The sequence below is a fragment of the Neorhizobium sp. IRS_2294 genome (assembly GCF_050500145.1).
Taxonomy (GTDB): Bacteria; Pseudomonadota; Alphaproteobacteria; order Rhizobiales; family Rhizobiaceae; genus Neorhizobium; species Neorhizobium soli.
Genome location: NZ_CP191439.1, coordinates 2,901,461 through 2,920,053 on the forward strand (window position 1 = coordinate 2,901,461; position 18,593 = coordinate 2,920,053).

The 18,593-nt window shown below is 61.1% G+C and carries 16 protein-coding genes; 5 read left to right on the plus strand and 11 right to left on the minus strand.

The window, feature by feature from the left end; translation table 11 throughout:
- Nucleotides 1-70: 70 nt before the first annotated feature.
- From pqqE to ACQY1K_RS14140, 10 genes are all read right to left on the minus strand, one after another.
- Complete coding sequence (gene pqqE, locus ACQY1K_RS14095) at nt 71-1,162, minus strand: pyrroloquinoline quinone biosynthesis protein PqqE (RefSeq protein WP_062461928.1); 1,092 nt, start codon at nt 1,160-1,162, stop codon at nt 71-73.
- A gap of 74 nt (nt 1,163-1,236) precedes the next feature.
- Entirely contained in the window at nt 1,237-1,536 is a 300-nt protein-coding gene (pqqD, locus tag ACQY1K_RS14100) for a pyrroloquinoline quinone biosynthesis peptide chaperone PqqD (protein WP_113111905.1), read from the minus strand.
- Entirely contained in the window at nt 1,533-2,357 is an 825-nt protein-coding gene (gene pqqC, locus ACQY1K_RS14105; RefSeq protein WP_430257644.1) for a pyrroloquinoline-quinone synthase PqqC, read from the minus strand. Before pqqC ends, pqqD begins: the two co-directional genes overlap by 4 nt.
- Nucleotides 2,329-3,243, minus strand: a complete 915-nt coding sequence (gene pqqB, locus ACQY1K_RS14110; protein ID WP_430257645.1) for a pyrroloquinoline quinone biosynthesis protein PqqB — start codon at nt 3,241-3,243, stop codon at nt 2,329-2,331. Before pqqB ends, pqqC begins: the two co-directional genes overlap by 29 nt.
- 20 nt (nt 3,244-3,263) lie before the next feature.
- A complete protein-coding gene (gene pqqA, locus ACQY1K_RS14115) occupies nt 3,264-3,359 on the minus strand; it encodes a pyrroloquinoline quinone precursor peptide PqqA (protein WP_062461193.1) in 96 nt (31 codons plus the stop codon).
- Between the two features lie 216 nt (nt 3,360-3,575).
- Nucleotides 3,576-4,886 carry a xylose isomerase gene (xylA, locus tag ACQY1K_RS14120; protein WP_184654438.1) on the minus strand — a complete coding sequence of 437 codons (1,311 nt, stop codon included), beginning with the start codon at nt 4,884-4,886 and terminating at the stop codon, nt 3,576-3,578.
- A 132-nt stretch (nt 4,887-5,018) separates the two neighbouring features.
- Nucleotides 5,019-6,473, minus strand: coding sequence for a xylulokinase (gene xylB, locus ACQY1K_RS14125; protein WP_430259026.1), 1,455 nt, complete (start codon nt 6,471-6,473; stop codon nt 5,019-5,021).
- A gap of 98 nt (nt 6,474-6,571) precedes the next feature.
- A complete protein-coding gene (locus ACQY1K_RS14130) occupies nt 6,572-7,597 on the minus strand; it encodes a LacI family DNA-binding transcriptional regulator (RefSeq protein WP_430257646.1) in 1,026 nt (341 codons plus the stop codon).
- 156 nt (nt 7,598-7,753) lie between these two features.
- The gene (locus tag ACQY1K_RS14135; protein ID WP_430257647.1) at nt 7,754-9,373 is read right to left on the minus strand and encodes a DHA2 family efflux MFS transporter permease subunit; all 1,620 of its coding nucleotides are present in this window, start codon (nt 9,371-9,373) and stop codon (nt 7,754-7,756) included.
- Between the two features lie 43 nt (nt 9,374-9,416).
- Nucleotides 9,417-10,616, minus strand: a complete 1,200-nt coding sequence (locus ACQY1K_RS14140; protein ID WP_062582076.1) for an HlyD family secretion protein — start codon at nt 10,614-10,616, stop codon at nt 9,417-9,419.
- Nucleotides 10,617-10,750: 134 nt separating this feature from the next.
- On the opposite strand from ACQY1K_RS14140, the gene ACQY1K_RS14145 reads away from it, so the two are divergent.
- Entirely contained in the window at nt 10,751-11,455 is a 705-nt protein-coding gene (locus ACQY1K_RS14145; RefSeq protein ID WP_062461212.1) for a TetR/AcrR family transcriptional regulator, read from the plus strand.
- A gap of 98 nt (nt 11,456-11,553) precedes the next feature.
- Nucleotides 11,554-12,315, plus strand: coding sequence for a TerC family protein (locus tag ACQY1K_RS14150; protein WP_062461215.1), 762 nt, complete (start codon nt 11,554-11,556; stop codon nt 12,313-12,315).
- Between the two features lie 82 nt (nt 12,316-12,397).
- Here ACQY1K_RS14150 and ACQY1K_RS14155 read toward each other — a convergent pair whose 3' ends face one another.
- A complete protein-coding gene (locus tag ACQY1K_RS14155; protein WP_430242293.1) occupies nt 12,398-12,940 on the minus strand; it encodes a glutathione peroxidase in 543 nt (180 codons plus the stop codon).
- A 240-nt stretch (nt 12,941-13,180) separates the two neighbouring features.
- On the opposite strand from ACQY1K_RS14155, the gene ACQY1K_RS14160 reads away from it, so the two are divergent.
- The 3 genes from ACQY1K_RS14160 (at nt 13,181) to lysS (ending at nt 18,263) form a co-directional block, all read left to right on the plus strand.
- Nucleotides 13,181-14,953: an SLC13 family permease gene (locus ACQY1K_RS14160; protein ID WP_062461221.1), complete on the plus strand. Its 1,773-nt coding sequence runs from the start codon at nt 13,181-13,183 to the stop codon at nt 14,951-14,953.
- A 177-nt stretch (nt 14,954-15,130) separates the two neighbouring features.
- Nucleotides 15,131-16,588 (plus strand): glutamate--tRNA ligase, encoded by a 1,458-nt coding sequence (gene gltX, locus ACQY1K_RS14165; protein ID WP_113167020.1) that lies wholly within the window; start codon nt 15,131-15,133, stop codon nt 16,586-16,588.
- Nucleotides 16,589-16,763: 175 nt separating this feature from the next.
- Nucleotides 16,764-18,263, plus strand: a complete 1,500-nt coding sequence (gene lysS / locus ACQY1K_RS14170) for a lysine--tRNA ligase (protein WP_430257648.1) — start codon at nt 16,764-16,766, stop codon at nt 18,261-18,263.
- The last annotated feature ends 330 nt before the right edge of the window (nt 18,264-18,593 follow it).

The following is an 18,593-nucleotide window of genomic DNA, read 5'->3' on the forward strand; positions in this document are numbered from 1 at the left end:
ATTTTGAGGTACGTAAAGCAGTTTCAGCTCATGAGCTTCGTTCACATTCGCGACACCACCGGAAGTGGCGTTAGCGGCCGCGATAGACGAATTCAGGCGGCTCGGCGCGGCTGTCGATCTCCGCTTGCTCGACCAGGAGGTGGCGCATCGGCGACAGGATGCAGACCGGGTCGGTGGTCGCAGCGTCGCCGGCCAGCGCCATCGCCTGGCAACGGCAACCGCCAAAATCCACGCCCTTGCGATCGCAGGACCGGCAGAGATCCGGCATCCAGCTATCGCCTCTGTAGGCGTTGAACGCCTGGCTGTCATACCAGATGTCGGTCAGCGACATGTCGCGCACGGTCTCGAAGTTGAGCGACGGAATGCTTTCCGCCGCATGACAAGGCAGAACCTTGCCTGATGGCGTCACATTGAGGCCCGTGCGTCCCCAGCCGCCCATGCAGGCCTTCGGAAAGGTCGAATGGTGGTCGGCCGGCACGTAATCGATGACGATGATGCCTTCCAGCCGTTTGCGCGCTTCCTCGACAAAGGCATTGGCGTGCAGCACCTGTTCCTTGGTGGGCATCAGCGCCTTGCGGTTCTTCTCGGCCCAGCCGTGAAACTGCACGGTGGCGATCTCGATGCGGCGCGCACCGAGTTCAACGGCAAGATCCAGCATGGCGCCCAGCTCGTCCATGTTCTGCTTGTGGCAGACGGCGTTGACGGTGAGCGGAATGCCGGCCGCATGTGTCCACTCGGCCACCGCGATCTTGCGATCGTAACCGCCTTTGTAACCACCCACCTTGTCCGCCAGAACAGGCGTCGCGCCCTGGATCGAAAGCTGCAGATGGTCGAGGCCTGCTGCGGATAGCTCGGCGATGCGTCTCTCGTTGAGGCCGATGCCCGACGTGATCAGATTGGTATAAAGCCCGGCCTTGGCGGCAGCCGCCGTCAGCTCCACCAGATCGCGCCGCGACGCCGGTTCGCCGCCGGAGAGATGCAGGTGCAGCACGCCGAGCGCTGCCGCCTCCTGAAACACCCGGATCCATTCCTGCGTGGAAAGCTCGGTGCTGATGCCTTCCAGCTCCAGCGGATTGGAGCAATAGGGGCAAGCCAGCGGACAGCGATGCGTCAGCTCCGCGAGCATGGCGATCGGTGCGGGAATGCGGATACGACCCGTCACCCCGTCCCGGTCGGTCCATTCGCTCGTTCTGTCGGTGGTCTTGGCACTTGTCCGCGCAATGCTGACATGCTCGTTCACGATTTCAACTCCAGCATGCGCCGCTTGGAAAACTCGTCGACGAAGGCAATCACGTCGACCAGGATCTGCTCCTTGGGCGCTTCGAATTTCACGGAGAACTCCTGCGCGATCGCATCGAGATCACGCTCGCCGTCGAGCGCGTTGACGATCATCACGGCGATCTCGTCGAGCGCCAGCGCCCGTTCCGGCGCAAGCAGCACCGTCTGGCCGCGCACCGGATCTTCCCGAAGCCGCACACCGCGGGCAAGCTTCGCAATCGTCTGCGCCGTCACGGTGACTGCGGAAGGTTCGCTCATTCCGCCGCTCCCCGCACAGGCTCTCTCAGAGCCGGCTGGTCGAGAGCGCCGATCACGCCCTCCTTGCCGTCCCATCCACCCGGCGGCAGAAGTGCCGGCGATACGTAAGCGCTCTGCAACGCATCGAGCTGCGCCCAAAGCACATCCGTCTTGAAGGTCAGCGCAGCGGCAGCCGCATCCTGCTTTTCCAGCGTGTCGGCATGGTCGAGCACGTAGTTCAGCCCGAAGGCGACATCGACCGGCGCCTCGTCCAGACGCTTGCGGAAATAGGAGAGCGCGTCCTCATTGGCGAAGGCGTAGTGCTCGAGCAGTCCGGCAATGCGGTTCTTGTGGATCGTCGGCGCGAAAAGCTCCGTCAGGGAAGCGGCAACCGCATCGAGCATCGGCATATCACGCACGAAACGCACATAGGCGTCGCAGGCAAACCGCGTGCCCGGCAGAACGCCCCGGGTTGATTCGACGTAATCCGGATCAAGCCCGACCGCTTCGGCAAGCTTCAGCCAGCGCCGGATACCGCCGCCCTCTTCCCGGCCGCCGTCATGATCCTCGATCCGCTTGCGCCAGGCCCGCCGGATCGAGATGTCCTCGCAGCGAGACATGAAAGCGGCATCCTTCAGCGGAATGCGGCTCTGGTAGTAGAAGCGGTTGATCACCCAGGCGCGCACCTGCGTCATCGAGCAACCGCCACCATGCAGCATGCCGTGAAACGGATGCTTGTCGTGATAGCGCGCAGCACCGATGGCGCGCAGCCGGGCTTCAAAATCGGTTCTGTTCAGGGCAAGCTTCAGGGCGTCAGGCAAGTTCGATCTCCATGCCGTCATGGCCGACTTCGAAGCCGGCATCTGTGACCGCGTCCCGCTCCGGGCCTTGGCGCCAGATCGGGTTCGTATTGTTGATATGGACATAGACCATGCGGCCTATGCCAAGTTTCGACAGCGCTTCGAGGCTGCCGCCCCCGGCGTCGTCGCCAGTAATCGGCATGTGCCCCATGCGCTGCCCGGTCTTGATGCCGGTACCGACGCGGATCATCTCGTCATCGGTAAACACGGTGCCGTCGAAGAACACGAGGTCGGCGCCGCGGATGCGGTCGCAAAGCCAGTCCGGCAGCGTCGCACAGCCCGGAATATAGTAGGCTCGCTTGCCGTTTGCCACGAATTCGACGCCGATTGTCTGCTCGCCTTCGAGACCAAGCTCTGGCTCGCCATCCTCGAGAAACAAGGCGACCTTGCCGGGCACTGCAAAGATGCGCGCCTCAAGCCCGTCGAGCGGTGAAAAATCCTCGTCGAGACGGATCGTCTTGCGCGCCACAAAATGAGGATCGAGCACCCGAAACACGGGGCTGGCGTCGAGCACCGAGCCAATCGCGGCGGTCGAGAAAAGCGAAAACGCCTGCTTCTCGCGGATCGTCAGGAGACCGCCGATATGATCCACATCGGCATTGGTGATGACGACGCTTTGGATCGGGCTGTGGCGGAGGGCTTTCGGATGAAGCTGCGGCGTCTGCTGGATTTGCTGGCGAATGTCCGGCGAAGCGTTGAAGATCGCCCAGTTTTCACCGTCCACATTGACGGCGAGCGACGACTGTGTCTGCGGCGAAAGTCCCGAAGACGGATCGCGGGCGGCGGCGCAGTTGGAACAATTGCAGTTCCACTGCGGTAATCCGCCGCCGGCTGCAGAGCCGAGCACCAGAAACCGGAGACCGGTCATGGGTCCCGTGCTCTTCATAATTAAAACAGAACCGGCTCGCTGCCGTCTGCAGGTGCGTAACGGTTGATTTCCATGCCGCAGCTTACTTCGACAAACTTAGGTGCAGTCCACTTCATGTCATTCTCCTTCGTGTCGTTGGAGGCCTTAAGCCAGCCGCTTTCGCGACCGAGGCCCCGGCAGAACTCACGTTTGAAAGGGTCGCAGGATAATCCCGTTCGCCAAGCCATAACATAAGCACAGGATCAAACGTTTCCAGCCCCGAAATGTTGCGCGATTTCTCGCCATTCCGGGGCCGTTCACGCCTTTGTCACAGGGGGACGAGGCTGCTTGTCTCAGACGTAGCGGTTTATCACGTTTTCGAGATATTCCTGGCGTCCGGACTTCGGCTCGGGATTGATCCCTTCCTTCTCCACGCGAGCAGCGATTTCGTCGAGCTTGTACTCGCCGCGCAGCATCTTTTGAGCCTCAGGGCTGTCCCACTTCTCATAGCGTGCATCGAGCGGCGTCTTCAGGGCACCGTCATCGATCATCTTCGCAGCAGCCTTCAGGCCACGGGCGCAGCAATCCATGCCGCCGATATGACCGATCAGCAGATCTGCCGGATCGAGCGACTGGCGACGCAGCTTGGAATCGAAGTTGGTGCCGCCGTTCTTGAACCCGCCGCCGGCGAGAACATGATAGTAGGCCAGCGCCATTTCCGGCACGTTGTTCGGGAACTGGTCCGTATCCCAGCCCGACTGGTAGTCGTTGCGGTTCATGTCGATCGAGCCGAAAATGCCGAACGTGTTCGCCATGGCGATCTCGTGCTCGAAGGAATGGCCGGCAAGAACCGCGTGGCCCTGCTCGATATTGACCTTCACTTCCTTGTCCAGCCCGTGCTTCTGCAGGAAGGCATACACGGTGGAAACGTCGTAGTCGTACTGATGCTTGGTCGGCTCCTGCGGCTTCGGCTCGATCAGGATCGTGCCTTCAAAGCCGATCTTGTACTTGTATTCGACGACGAGGTTGAGGAAGCGGCCCATCTGGTCGAGTTCGCGGGTGAAATCGGTGTTGAGGATCGTCTCGTAACCTTCGCGGCCGCCCCACAGGACATAGTTCGCACCACCGAGACGCTTGGTGGCGTCGAGGCAGGTTTTGACGGTCGCCGCCGAAAAGGCAAACACGTCGGGATCGGGATTGGTGGCAGCGCCGGACATATAGCGGCGATGCGAAAACAGGTTCGCCGTGCCCCACAGAAGCTTCACGCCGGTCTCGGCCTGCTTCTTCTCGAAATAGTCGACGATCTCGTTGAGGTTCTTCGTGTTTTCCGCAAAATTTGCGCCTTCAGGACGCACATCCGCGTCGTGGAAGCAGTAGTAAGGCGACCCAAGCAGATCGAAGAATTCGAACGCCACGTCGGCCTTCAGCTTGGCCGCCTGCATGCTGTCGTCGAACCACGGACGCTCGAATGTCTGGCCGCCGAAGGGATCGCCGCCCGGCCATGTGAACGTGTGCCAATAGGCAACGGCAAACCGCAGATGTTCTTCCATCCGCTTGCCGCCGACCATCTCGTCCGGGTTATAGTGCCGGAATGCCAGCGGATTGGTGCTGTCAGGACCTTCGTACTTGATCTTGGTGATATCGCCGAAAAAGCCTGTGCTCATGGTGCTTTCCTCCTTGGTAAAAACTTGGTTCTGGTAAGTGCGCCAAGGTGAGGTACGTACCTCACTGTAGCGGGTAAAGCGTGGTTCGAGTTGCCCGCCTTGGGGGAGGAGATGTCTCCTCCCCTTTGCCGGTTAGTTCATCAAGCCGCGAATTGCTGGATAGGCAGCCCGGTAGCGCTGGTATGCCGCCTCATAGGCGTCGTGAAGGCCGGCTTCAGGTTCGATCACCGCTTCCGTTTTGGGAGCGGCGCAGACGGCAACCGGGTCGGCCCCGGTTGCCGCGATCAGCCCGAGCCGGGCCGCGCCAAACGCCGCACCGAAATCGCCGTCGGCTGGAATATCAACGGGCACGCCGAGCGAAGTTGCAATCGACGAAAGCCAGTAGCGCGAGCGCGAACCGCCGCCGATCGCGGTGACGCGGGAGATCGAGGTTCCCGCCGATTTCAGCGCTTCGAGATTGTCGCGGATCGCAAAGGTCACGCCTTCCAGCACCGCCTGGGTCAGCACCGCACGGCTGCTCTCATGCTCAAGCCCGAGGAACGCGCCGCGGATGACGGCATCGTTATGCGGTGTGCGCTCGCCGGAAAGGTAGGGAAGGAAAGTCACGCCGGTCGGCGCCTTCAGGCCTTCGCCAAGCTCGGCGACCAGATCGGCGGCAGGCTTGCCGGACACTTTCGAATGCCAGTTCAGGGCATCGGTCGCCGACAGGATGACGCCCATCTGGTGCCAGGTCTTCGGCAGCGCGTGGCAGAACGCATGCACGGCACTTTCCGGCTTCGGCAGATAGGAGGCGTTGGCGGCAAACAGCACGCCGGATGTGCCAAGCGAGACGAACGCATGCCCTTCGGCGACGGTGCCCATGCCGCAGGCAGACGCCGCATTGTCGCCGGCACCGCCGGCAACGACGACATCGCCGGCAATTCCCCATTTCGACTTCAGCTCGCCCCGCAGGCGCCCGGCTTCCTCGGTGCCCTCGACCAGCGTCGGCATCTGATCCTCGGTAAGATCGGTCGCCGCCAGGAGTTCCGATGACCACTTGCGCGCGCCCGTATCGAGCCAGGACGTGCCGGCCGAATCGGACATTTCGGAAATGTGCTCACCCGTCAGCCACAGCCGCAGGTAATCCTTGGGCAGCAGAACCTTGGCGACCTTCGCAAAAATCTCGGGCTCGTTGTTCTTCACCCAGGCAAGCTTCGGCGCAGTAAAGCCCGGAAACACGATATTGCCGGTGATGGCACGGAACCGCGGATCCGCATCGAGCGCCGCTGCCTCCTTAAACGAGCGTGTGTCGTTCCACAGGATGCAGGGCCGCAGCACCTTGTCGTCGGCATCGAGCAAGGTCGCACCATGCATCTGGCCGGAAAGGCCGATACCCTTTACTGCGGCAAGCTCCTTGGGAAACTTCGCCTTCAGCCCGTCGATCGCCTCTTCGCAGGCGCGGATCCAGTGAGCCGGCTCCTGTTCCGACCAACCGGAATGCGGGCGCGATACGTCGAGCGTCCCGTTCCCCGAGCCGATGATCGTCTGATCGCCGTCGATCAGCATCGCCTTGACGCCGGAAGTGCCCAGATCGAGACCGAGATACATGCTTGCCTTCTCCTGTTGCTGCCGCGTTTCGGCAGATCTTTGTTTCGCCACGCGTCGTGTCCGAGCCGCTTAACACGTTCCGGAGCGCGATTTGCCCGTCAGGGCAGGTTATCCTTCAAGAATATGTCGATACGAATGCGCTCCTGTGCGGCGATCACGGGAAGCCCGTCCGCCTTCGCCTTCAGAACCCTTATGGCGCTGCGCACTTCATGGCCCGCATCCTGGTTCAGCACCGCATCGACGACACCGTCGGCCAGCGCTACCCGCGTCGATCGCGTCAGCTCATGCGCGATAATCACAGGTCTGCGTGCTTCCGGCAGGCTGCGCACAGCCTTCAGGATCCCGCGATTGCCGGCGCCGAGGCTGTAGAGTCCGATGACATCCGGATAGCGGCGAAACAGGCCCGTCACCAATTCCTCGGCAATAGCAGGATCGTCGCGCGCTTCGATCACCGGCAGGATGGCAAGCCGCGGAAAATCCTCCGATAGCACGGACAGAAACCCTTCCAGCCGCTCGCGGTGATCGCGCACCAGCATCGATCCGGCAACCATCGCCACCCGCCCGTCGCGACCGCTGAGAAACCTTCCGAGGAGATTGGCAGCGGTGCGCCCGGCCGCGTGGTTGTCGATCCCGGCGAAATGGTGCCGCTGCGAGCCCGGCAGGTCCGACACCAGCGTCACGACGGCAATGCCCGCCTCCCGCAGCCTTGCGACCGCTGCCTGCACGTCGCTGCTTTCCACCGCCACGAACGCGACACCGTCAGGCCTCTCGGCAAGCACGCCGTCCAGCATGGTCGACAAGGCCTGCCCGTCGAAAGGCGGCACGTCGACGACGCGGATACGGGTTCGTTCGGCGCCGGAGCGACCAACCGCCTGCTCCACCTCTTCGCGCAAGCCGATCATAAACGAGTTGTCGTTCTCAGGCAGCACGAAGGTGAAGGCGTAAGTCCGTCCCTTGGCAAGGTTCGCAGCCGCCACGTCCCGCACGTAGCCGAGGACGGCGATCGCCTCCTCGACCTTCTCCTGGGTGATGCGCCGCACGCCCGGCCGACCGTTCAGCACACGGTCGACGGTCGCCAGGCTGACGCCGGCGCTACGCGCGATATCGTGTACGGTTGGCTTCATGCGGTCCTCCGCCGATCTTCGTAACGGAGAATTTGAGGTACGTAAATCAAATTTATTCGAACAACGCGCTGGATGAATCGCAAAGGGGCCGCCGCGGTTTGCGACGACCCCTCTGCAGGCGGTGGTTCTTAGAAATCTTCAGCGCGAAGTCCGCGATCAGTGGCCGCTACCACCGCCACCGCCACCGCCCTGGGGGGCTGGCTTTTCGATGGCGGCAACGCCGAGGATCATCATCGCAAACAGCACGGTCAGGATCAGGAACACGTCCGAGAACGACATCACCACGGCCTGCTTGGTCACCAGCTGCACCATCTGCCGGATCGCGCCGGTCGCACCATCGAGCCCGTAGGTATTCAGATTGGATGCCATCGAGTCGAGCTGGTCGGAAGCGATCCGGTTGCCCCAGTCGAGATGCTCGCGCAGCCGCTCGTAATGCACGTCCTGGCGGTTGGACAAAAGCGTGCTGATGATCGCAAGCCCCACCGCGCCGCCAAGGTTGCGGGTCAGGTTGAACAGGCCGGACGCCCCCCGGATGCGGGCCGGAGACAAAGTGCCAAGCGCGATATTATTGATCGGCACCATGCACATCATCAGGCCAAAACCGCGCAGGATCTGCGGGATCAGAAGCTCGTAGAAGTCCCAATCGGCGGTGATGCCGGTCATGATATAGGTGCCGGAGGCAAAGCTGATGAAACCGATCACCATCATCGCTCTCAGGTCCATCTTGGTCGACAGCTTGCCTGCGATCGGCGCCGTGACGAACATGGCAAGGCCCGAGACGAACATGGTCTCGCCGATCATCTGGCTGTCGTAACCGCGGATGCGGCTGAGATAGACCGGGTAGATATAGGTGAGCCCGTAGAGCCCGATACCCATCACGAAGGAGAAGATCGAGCCGAACGCGAAGTTCCGGTTCGTAAACGCCGTCAGGTCCACGACGGGAAATTCCGAGGTAAAGGCGCGATAGAAGAAGACCAGGCAGCCAAGCCCCGATGCGATGGCACCGATGACGATCATATGGTCGTTGAACCAATCGTTGGAATTGCCCTCTTCCAGCACATACTCAAGACCGCCGAGGAACACGCCCATCGCGGCAAGACCCCACCAGTCAAACTTCTTGAACAGCGACAGTTCCGGCTTGTCGAAGTCGATGAACCGCCAAGTCAGGATCGTCACGAAGATGCCGGGAATGATGTTGACCAGAAACAGCCAGTGCCACGAAAACGCATTCGAGAGATAGCCGCCGACCGTCGGCCCGATGGTTGGCGCAAGCGTCGCGATCAGCCCGATGATTGGGGAGACGAACGCCCGCTTCGACGGCGGGAAAATGGTGAAGGCTGCCGCAAACACAGACGGAATCATGCCGCCGCCGATAAAACCCTGGATCGCGCGGTAGACGATCATCTGGTCGATATTGGATGCCGTCGCCGCAAGCGCGCTCGCAGCCGTAAAGCCGGCAGCCGAGAACGCAAACAGATAGCGCGTCGAGACGATACGCGCCAAGGTGCCAGAAAGCGGGATCATGATGACTTCGGCGATCAGATACGACGTCTGCACCCAGCCGATCTCGTCGGAACCTGCCGAAAGGCCCGCCTGGATTTCAGACAGCGAGGCAGACACGATCTGGATGTCGAGGATCGACATGAACATGCCGACCACCATCGCGAAAAACGCGATCAGCCGGCCGGTCGGCATCTTCTCGTCCACCTTGGGAGCAGACGATGCCTGTGCCGCGGACGATATCGATCCTGCAGTTGTCGTTGCGCTCCCAGCCATGGGACCACCTCCGCCCCGATGGGGCTGTTAGGCCAAAGCCCAGTTACTTTTTGGGTGCGGTGCGGATATCCACGTCGACGACGACGCTGAGGCCCGCGCGCAGGCGGCCGCTGTCGAGCGCATCCTGCGGGAGGGCAATCCTGACCGGAACGCGCTGGATGATCTTGGTGAAGTTGCCCGTCGCGTTTTCCGGCGGCAGCAGCGAGAATACCGAGCCGGAAGCCGGCGCAAGCGATTCTACCGTCCCGATGATCGGCTCCTCGCTATAGGCATCCACATGCACTTCCACCTTGGAGCCGATCTCCAGATGCTGGATCTGCGTTTCCTTGAAATTGGCGTCGATATAGAGCTGGCGCGTCGGCACCAGCGCCATCAGCCGCTGTCCCGGCGAAACGAGATCGCCTTCCTGCACCGAGCGATTGCCGACAATCCCGTCATAGGGCGCCTTCAGAACGGTAAAGGACAGGTCGCGGGCCGCTTTGTCGCGCTGCAGTTCCAGCGTCCGGACTTGGCCTTCGGCTTCCTTGCGCTGCGCTTCAAGAATGGTGATGTTGGCTTCTGCCGACTTGATCGACGCATCGCCGCCGACAAGGTTGGCCTTGGCCTGATCGAGCGCAATCGTGGCGCTGTCGAGATCGGCGGTCGTGCCGACCGACTTGGCGGCAAGCTCGGTCTGGCGCTTGAGCGTGATCTCAGCACCGCGGACCGCTGCCTGCAGTGCAACCTTGGAGGCCTGCGCCTGGGCAAGGGTTGCCTGCGCACCTTCGACCTGTGCGTCGATGCGGGTCAGCGACAGCTTGCCGGTTTCGATGGCGGCATTGGCCTGATCAAGCGCGTTCTGGTAATCGCCATTGTCGAGCGTCGCCAGCACATCGCCGGCCTTGACCTGCTGGTTGGCGGCGACATTCACTTTCGAAACGAAAGCCGTGACCTTTGGGGAAATCGTGGCAATATCGCCTTCGATATAGGCATCGTCCGTCGACACCATGAACCGGCCCGTCGTCCACCACTGATATCCATACCAGCCGCCACCGGCGAGCAGCGCCAGCACGATGATCGGCAGGATAAGGCCGCGCTTGCCCTTCTTTGCGGGTGCGTCGGCCTTGGCTTCGGGCGATGGCGTTGCAACAGGTGCCGCAGGTTTCTCGGCAGCCGGCGACGCGTCGTCGCGCGCCGTGTCATCGGCATTCACATCTTCGTTTTTTACGGTGCGCAGCGCGCCGGCATTCTTGGAGGCCGTCATTGTCGTAACCATCTTTGAAAAGCGAAAACCGATCGAACCGATCAGTTCGGAGCGTTGACATAAAGCCTTCGATCACACATATCAAGACCACATCGAACCAATCGGTTCGAAAAAAACCGGAATGCTGAATTATAATGCCGAAACCGTTAAAGAGATCCGCGCCGCGAGACACGTCCCCCCGCACTGCAGGGCGTTTTGCTGCGGGCGAGGATCCGGCCAAGCGCAGCCAGATCATGGAAGGCGCGACGCGGGTTTTTATGAAGCTTGGTTTCGAAGCCGCAAGCATGAACGACATCACGCGCGAGGCCGGCGTTTCGAAGGGAACGATCTACGTCTACTTCCAGAACAAGGAAGATTTGTTCGTCGCCATGGTGGAACAGGAGCGCGCCGCTTTCCTCGCCACTGTTCGGTCCGTTCTGTCGACCAACGGCAACGTGGAAAAGAGCCTCTACGATTTTGGCGTCTCGTTCCTCAGCCACATGACGGAAGAGAAAATCATCACCGCGATGCGCACCGTGCTTGGCGTCCGCGAGCGTATGCCGGACCTGTGTCGGCGCTTTTTCCGCGGACCCGAAAATCTGCGCACCGTGATGCGCGACTTTCTCGCCCTCCACGTCGAGGCCGGCAGGCTGAATATCGACGATATCGAACTTGCCGCAGGCCAGTATATCGACCTCGTCAGCGGCGGCTATTTCAAGGTTCGTCTGTTCGGGTCCATGGAAGACGCCCCGTCAGACGAGGAAATCCACCGGACCATCCAAGGTGCAGTCCGCGTTTTCATGGCGGCCTATGGTTGTCATAACAAACCCGTGATCGATAATGGGGCTGATTCCGCCTGATTCTGGTCGGTCCATATTCAACCTACTCTTGTTTTTAATGGGTCGATCCCCAAATGCGGCGGGAAATTGCGCCCTTTGATTGAAAACAGGAGAGATGGATGGACATTGCAGCGCTGGTAGCAGACCCGACGGCCTGGGTAGCGCTCGTTACACTTGTGGTCATGGAAGTGGTGCTTGGCATCGACAACCTGATCTTCATCTCCATCCTCACCAACAAGCTGCCACCTGAACATCGGGAAAAGGCACGCAAGATCGGTATCGGCCTGGCGCTGGTCATGCGTCTTGGTCTGCTCGGCACCGTTGCCTGGATTGTACAGCTTACCAATCCGGTCTTTGAAGCCTTCGGTCACCCCTTCTCCTGGAAGGACATGATCCTGATCGCCGGTGGTCTGTTCCTCGTTTACAAGGCGACCAAGGAAATCCACCATTCCGTGGATGTGGTCGACAACAAGGAAGACATGGTCGGCGCCGGCAAGGAAGTCGTGCAGATGAGCTTCAGCGCCGCCATCGTGCAGATCCTGATCCTCGACCTGGTTTTCTCGATCGACAGCATCATCACCGCAGTCGGCATGACGCCGCATCTGCCGATCATGATCGTGGCCGTCGTCGCCGCTGTCACCGTGATGCTTCTGGCAGCAACCCCGCTCGCCAACTTCATCGAGAGAAACCCGACCATCGTCATGCTGGCTCTCGCCTTCCTGCTGATGATCGGCGGCACCTTGATCGTCGAAGGTTTCGGCGTGCACGTTCCGAAGGGCTATATCTACGCCGCCATGGCCTTCTCGGCCGGCGTCGAGGCCCTCAACATGTTCGCGAAGGGCGCCCGCGCCAAGAAAAAGGCCTCCGGCACGCTGCATTGACGTTGCCACAAACATCGACACGCAAAGGGCGCCCGCGAGGCGCCCTTTTTTGTGTTCAGTCCAAACGCCTGGTCCCGGCGGATCACCGCTCGGACAGTTCCCGGTCCAGCGCTTCGAGCAGCCGGTTATCGTCTGCGGTCACGTCAGGCGCGAAGCGTGCCTTGATCCGACCATCGCGTCCGATCAGAAACTTTTCGAAATTCCAGACGATCTCGCCATCCTTGACCTCCATGCCGCGGCCGCGCAGGCGCGCCTTCATCGGACCGTCGCCGGTGGTGGACACCGGATCTGCGGTCAGCGCCTTGTAGAGCGGATGCTTGGCATCGCCCTTGACGGAAATCTTTGAGAAGATCGGAAATTTCACGTCATAGGTCAGCTGGCAGAATTCGACGATTTCCGTATCCGAGCCGGGCTCCTGCCCCATGAAGTCGTTGGCCGGAAAGGCTGCGATGACAAAGCCCCTGTCCCGCTTTTGCTCGTAGAGTTTTTCCAACCCTTCATACTGCGTGGTGAGGCCGCATTTGGACGCGACGTTGACCACCAGCATGACTTTTCCACGGTATTCGGCAAGCGTCGTGTTCCGGCCGTCGGCAAGCTTGACGGGGATGGCAAGGATATCGGTCATGACGGCTCCGGGGGCTTTGGCGCAGGGGAATTGGCGCAAACAACTGCAGTTGATATCGTCTACTTATGCGTCCACCACGGTTTGTCCAGCAGACACGCCATGAGCGGCGATAGACGCGTTTTGCGAAACGTCATCAGACTTTGCAACATTTGTGGCACTGGGGCATTCTAGGGCACGATCTTATCACCACGCCGATCATCGCCTCTCGCTGCATCCCATTTCCAGCGCCCCCGGAGCCACATGACAACCCAGCAGATCCTTGCCTTTTCCGTCATCGCCGTGATGATGGCCGTCTTCATCTGGGATCGCTTCCGCTACGATGTGGTCGCCTGCTGTGCGCTCGTCGTGGCGGTGACGGTGGGGATCGTTCCGGTCGACCAGGCGTTTTCCGGCTTCTCGGATGATATCGTCATCATCGTCGGCAGCGCGCTGGTCGTTTCGGCAGGCGTTGCCCGCTCCGGCATCGTCGACATGGCGATCAAGAAGTTCTTCCCCAACCTCAACACGCTGCACACCCAGCTGGCCTTGCTGATGATCGTCGTCGCCGTGCTGTCGGCCTTCATCAAGAATATCGGCGCGCTTGCCATCATGATGCCGGTAGCGTTCCAGTTCGCCCGCAAATCCGGCGCCTCGCCGTCGAAATACCTGATGCCGATGGCTTTCGCCGCTCTGCTCGGTGGCCTGATGACGCAGATCGGCACCTCGCCCAATATCGTCGTGTCGCGGATCCGCCAGGAACTGACCGGCGAATCCTTCACGATGTTCGACTTCACCCCGATGGGTGCGATCCTCGCCTTTGTCGGCATTACTTTTCTTCTGTTCTTCCACTGGCTGGTGCCCAGCCGCACAAAGCAGAACGATTCCCTCGAGGAAGCGGTCGAGATCACCAACTATACGTCCGAGGTGATGATTACTCCGCTGTCGACTGTTCTTGAAAAGACGGTCGCCGAGCTGTTGAAGATCGGTGACGGCGAGGTGATTGCCAATGCCGTCCTGCGCGGTCCATCGCGCATGGCGCCGTTCCCGGACCTCATCCTGCGTGAAAACGATGTCGTGCTGCTCGAAGGCCCGTCAAAGGCGCTCGACCGGATGGTCTCCGGCGGCAGGCTGCAGCTCTCCGGCAAGCCGCTGATGGAAAACGGACAGGCCCAGGCCGATGTCATCTCCATCGAGGCGATCATCACCCAGGATTCCCCGCTCAAGGGGCTTTCCGCCAAGGAACTGGCGCTCTCCTACACCCGTGGCGTCAATCTTCTGGCAATCAGTCGGCATGGCGAACGCCTCAAGCAGCGTCTTGGCACCATCACCCTGATGGCCGGCGACGTGATCGTGTTGCAGGGCAGCCGCAAGAACATGCCGACGGTGATGCAGGACTTCTCGCTCTTGCCGCTCGCTCAGCGCGAAGTGCTGCTCGGCACGCGGAGGCAGGCCTTCATTCCACTGATCATCCTGGCACTGGCGATGGGCACAACGGCCGTCGGGCTTGCCCCTGTGCCGGTCGCTTTCTTCGCGGCCGCTCTCGGCATGGTGGTTTTCCGCGCCATTCCGTTGACCGATTTCTACAAATCCGTTGATGGCCCGATCCTCGTCATGCTGGCGGCGCTCATCCCGGTTTCGGATTCTCTGCGAACCTCCGGTGGCAGTGAACTGATCGCCGGCTGGCTTGGCCAAGCCGCGGCGACCTTGCCTGCCTGGGGCGCGATCGGTCTGATCCTCATCACCGCCATGGCCGTCACGCCCTTCCTCAACAACGCAGCAACCGTGCTGGTCATGGGGCCGATCGCCGCAAGCTTTGCCACCAATCTCGGCTTTCGCCCCGAGCCCTTCCTGATGGCGGTGGCAATCGGCGCAGGCTGCGATTTCCTCACCCCCGTCGGCCACCAGTGCAACACACTGGTGTTCGGCCCCGGCGGCTACAAGTTCTCCGATTATCCGCGGCTAGGCCTGCCCTTGTCGTTCCTGATCATCGTCGTCAGCGTCCCGGCCCTCCTCTATATCTGGCCGGTAAACTAGTCCTCCCCGAGCTCGACCCACCCAGGCTGACCCCGTCCCTTCAACGAGGGGATCGGGGCAGCCGTTTTCGCCAAAAACCTTGACGCTCCCGCCTGAATATGGCCTAAGCCTGCGCCAATCCCTATTCAAAGGCACAGGCTTTGCGCAGCCATGCGCGCCGTGGAAAGAGCAGCATCCATGATCAATCCGACCCCTCGCGTCCGCATCGCTCCATCGCCCACCGGCGAGCCCCATGTCGGCACCGCTTACATCGCCCTCTTCAACTACCTCTTCGCGAAAAAGCACGGCGGCGAATTCATCCTGCGCATCGAAGATACCGACGCGACCCGCTCGACGCTCGAATACGAGCAGAAGGTGCTGGACGCGCTGAAATGGACCGGGCTTACCTGGGCGGAAGGTCCAGATATCGGCGGTCCCTACGGCCCCTACCGCCAGTCGGACCGCAAGGACATGTACTGGCCGCACGCCCAGGATCTGCTCGACAAGGGCCACGCCTTCCGCTGCTTCTGCACGCCGGAGCGTCTGGAGCAGATGCGCGAAGGCCAGCGCGCTGCCGGCAAGCCGCCGAAGTATGACGGTCTCTGCCTGAAATACTCGGCCGAGGAAGTTACCGAAAAGATGGCGGCCGGCGAACAGTCCGTCGTGCGCATGAAAATCCCGACCGAAGGCTCGTGCGATTTTACCGACGGCGTCTATGGCGATGTCTCGATCCCGTGGGATTCGGTCGACATGCAGGTCCTGATCAAGGGCGACGGCATGCCAACCTATCACATGGCCAACGTCATCGACGACCATCTGATGAAGATCACCCATGTGGCGCGCGGCGAAGAGTGGCTGGCATCGGTGCCCAAGCACATCCTTCTCTATCGCTATTTCGGCTGGGAAGCGCCTGTCTTCATGCATCTCTCCCTCATGAGAAATGCCGACAAGTCGAAACTGTCCAAGCGCAAGAACCCGACCTCGATCAGCTATTACTCGGCGCTCGGCTACCTGCCGGAAGCCCTGATGAACTTCCTCGGTCTGTTCTTCGTGCAGATCGCAGAAGGCGAAGAGCTTCTGACCATGGATGAGATGATCAGCAGCTTCGATCCGGAAGCCCTGTCCAAGGCCGGCGCCATCTTCGATCTGCAGAAGCTGGACTGGTTGAACGGCCGCTGGCTGCGCGAAAAGCTGTCGCCGGAAGAGTTCGTGTCACGCACGCTGGAATGGGCGATGGAAAACCAGCGCCTGATCGAGGGTTTGAAGCACTCGCAGAGCCGCGTTTCCAAGCTCGGCGACCTGCCGAACCTCGCCGGCTTCCTGCTCGCCGCCGACGTCAACCTGACCCCTGCCTCGTTTGCCGGTCTGAAGACCTCGCCGGAAGACACGCTCGCGATCATCACCATGGTCCAGGCCGACATCGAGAAGATGATCGAATGGAACGTCGAGGCGATCGATGCCGAACTGCGCTCGGTTGCCGACAAGCTCGAAAAGAAGCTGCGCGTCGTCACCCCGCCGCTGTTCATCGCCATGTCCGGCTCGCAGCGTTCGCTGCCGCTGTTCGACAGCATGGCAATCCTCGGCCGCTCGGTCGTGCGCCAGCGCCTGAAGATCGCCGCCGCCGTGGTGTCGTCCATGGTGGGTGCGCAGAAGTAATACCTGCGGCGACAGCTTCCCTCCCCCGTGTGGGGAGGGTTAGGGAGGGGCCTTTTCTTTCGCAATCCGGGATACCCCTCCCCGTCGCTGCGCTCCGACCCTCCCCACAAGGGGGAGGGTTAGCCGAGCCCGCCGCATCGGCGAACCAGAACAACCAGCCTCGAAGGCAAAAACCATGACCGAGAACACCAAGACCGAAACCGCCCTCTCCTCCGACGCGACAGAAGTGCGCGCCCAGAAACTGGCAAAGCTGCGCGAAACCGTCGGCGACGTCTATCCGGCCCATTTCCACCGCACGATGACCAATGCGGAACTGGCGGAAAAGTACAAGGATCTCGAGGCTGACGTCGAAACCACCGATGTCGTCACGGTTGCCGGCCGCGTCTTTTCCTCGCGCAATTCAGGCATGTTCATGGATATCCATGACGCCGGCGGCAAGATCCAGATCTTCTCCCACAAGGACGTGACGCCCGAGGAAGCAAGGTCGATGCTGTCGATGATCGATCTTGGCGACATCATCGGCGTCACCGGCATCGTGCGCCGCACCAAGCGCGGCGAACTGTCGATCAGCGCCCGCGAAATCACCATGCTGACCAAGTCGCTTTTGCCGATGCCGGAAAAGTGGAACGGCATTGCCGATGTCGAGATCCGCTACCGCAAGCGCCACCTCGACATCCTCAGCAACGAGGAAAGCAAGCTGCGCTTCCAGCAGCGCTCGAAGATCGTGTCGGGCATCCGCCGCTTCATGGAAGACGACGGCTTCATGGAAGTCGAAACGCCGATGCTGCATTCCGTCTATGGCGGCGCCACGGCCGAACCCTTCAAGACCCACCACAACACGCTGAAGCTCGACATGTACCTGCGCATCGCGCCGGAACTGTTCTTGAAGCGCACGCTGGTGTCGGGCCTCACCGACAAGGTGTTCGAGATCAACCGCAACTTCCGCAACGAAGGCGTCTCCACCCGGCACAATCCTGAATTCACCATGATGGAATGCTACTGGGCCTATGCCGACTACGAAGACATCATGGACCTCGTCGAACGCCTGTTCGCCGACCTTGCCATGAAGATCCACGGCTCGACCGAATTCGCCTACGGCGACAAGGAACTGTCGTTCAAGGGTCCGTTCAAGCGCGTGCCCATGCCAGACGCCGTCAAGGAAGTCACCGGCATCGACTTCCTCGCCATGAAGACCGACGAGGAAGCCCGCACCGCGGCACTAGACGCCGGCTTCGAAGTCGAGAAGGACTGGACCTGGGGCGAATGCCTCGCCTTCATCTTCGAGGAAAAGGTCGAGGCGACGCTGATCCAGCCAAGCCACGTCACCCACTTCCCGAAGGACATCTCGCCCTTCGCCAAGGAAGTCCCGGGCGAACCGCGCCTCGTCGAACGTTTCGAGACCTATTGCAACGCCTGGGAACTGGGCAATGCCTTCTCCGAACTGAACGATCCGGAAGAGCAGCGCAAGCGCATGGTCGAGCAGCTCGAACAGGCCCATGCCCGCGGTGAAAAGGACAAGCAGCTCGACGACGAATTCCTCGACGCCATCGACCAGGGCATGCCCCCCGCCGGCGGCCTCGGCATCGGTGTCGACCGCCTGATCATGCTGCTCACCAACGCCCCATCGATCCGCGACGTCATCCTCTTCCCGGCCCGCCGCGCCAAGGCGGATTGATCAGCCAGACCTGCTCCTCTCCCCTGAAACAGGGAGAGGGTCAGACTGCCGACAAACGCTGAATAAGCTTGTTTGGCGAGAGGGACACCACACTCTCCCTCATCCCCGCCCTTGTGGCGGGGAGCCAGCGACACGACGTCCGTCGGGTCAAAGACTCTCTCAGCTCAAGGACTTGAGCTGACGGGATCCCCGCCAAAAGTGCGAGGATGAGGGGAGGTTGCGAACCGCATCGGTTCCAAAGTGACATCAAGAGTTGTTTGATAAAACCTTTGTCAGCAGCCTGACTCCTCTCCCTGAAACGGGCAGAGGATTAGTGGATCTTCTCGCAAG

What these genes read in the sequence shown, in the direction of transcription:
- pqqB (WP_430257645.1), bottom strand. Translation starts at nt 3,243, where the DNA reads ATGACCGGTCTCCGGTTTCTGGTGCTCGGCTCTGCAGCCGGCGGCGGA.
- lysS (WP_430257648.1), top strand. Translation starts at nt 16,764, where the DNA reads ATGACCGAGAACACCAAGACCGAAACCGCCCTCTCCTCCGACGCGACA.
- ACQY1K_RS14145 (WP_062461212.1), top strand. Translation starts at nt 10,751, where the DNA reads ATGCCGAAACCGTTAAAGAGATCCGCGCCGCGAGACACGTCCCCCCGC.
- xylB (WP_430259026.1), bottom strand. Translation starts at nt 6,473, where the DNA reads ATGTATCTCGGTCTCGATCTGGGCACTTCCGGCGTCAAGGCGATGCTG.
- ACQY1K_RS14150 (WP_062461215.1), top strand. Translation starts at nt 11,554, where the DNA reads ATGGACATTGCAGCGCTGGTAGCAGACCCGACGGCCTGGGTAGCGCTC.
- pqqC (WP_430257644.1), bottom strand. Translation starts at nt 2,357, where the DNA reads ATGACGGCATGGAGATCGAACTTGCCTGACGCCCTGAAGCTTGCCCTG.
- pqqA (WP_062461193.1), bottom strand. Translation starts at nt 3,359, where the DNA reads ATGAAGTGGACTGCACCTAAGTTTGTCGAAGTAAGCTGCGGCATGGAA.
- ACQY1K_RS14130 (WP_430257646.1), bottom strand. Translation starts at nt 7,597, where the DNA reads ATGAAGCCAACCGTACACGATATCGCGCGTAGCGCCGGCGTCAGCCTG.
- ACQY1K_RS14135 (WP_430257647.1), bottom strand. Translation starts at nt 9,373, where the DNA reads ATGGCTGGGAGCGCAACGACAACTGCAGGATCGATATCGTCCGCGGCA.
- pqqD (WP_113111905.1), bottom strand. Translation starts at nt 1,536, where the DNA reads ATGAGCGAACCTTCCGCAGTCACCGTGACGGCGCAGACGATTGCGAAG.
- ACQY1K_RS14140 (WP_062582076.1), bottom strand. Translation starts at nt 10,616, where the DNA reads ATGACGGCCTCCAAGAATGCCGGCGCGCTGCGCACCGTAAAAAACGAA.
- ACQY1K_RS14155 (WP_430242293.1), bottom strand. Translation starts at nt 12,940, where the DNA reads ATGACCGATATCCTTGCCATCCCCGTCAAGCTTGCCGACGGCCGGAAC.
- xylA (WP_184654438.1), bottom strand. Translation starts at nt 4,886, where the DNA reads ATGAGCACAGGCTTTTTCGGCGATATCACCAAGATCAAGTACGAAGGT.
- ACQY1K_RS14160 (WP_062461221.1), top strand. Translation starts at nt 13,181, where the DNA reads ATGACAACCCAGCAGATCCTTGCCTTTTCCGTCATCGCCGTGATGATG.
- gltX (WP_113167020.1), top strand. Translation starts at nt 15,131, where the DNA reads ATGATCAATCCGACCCCTCGCGTCCGCATCGCTCCATCGCCCACCGGC.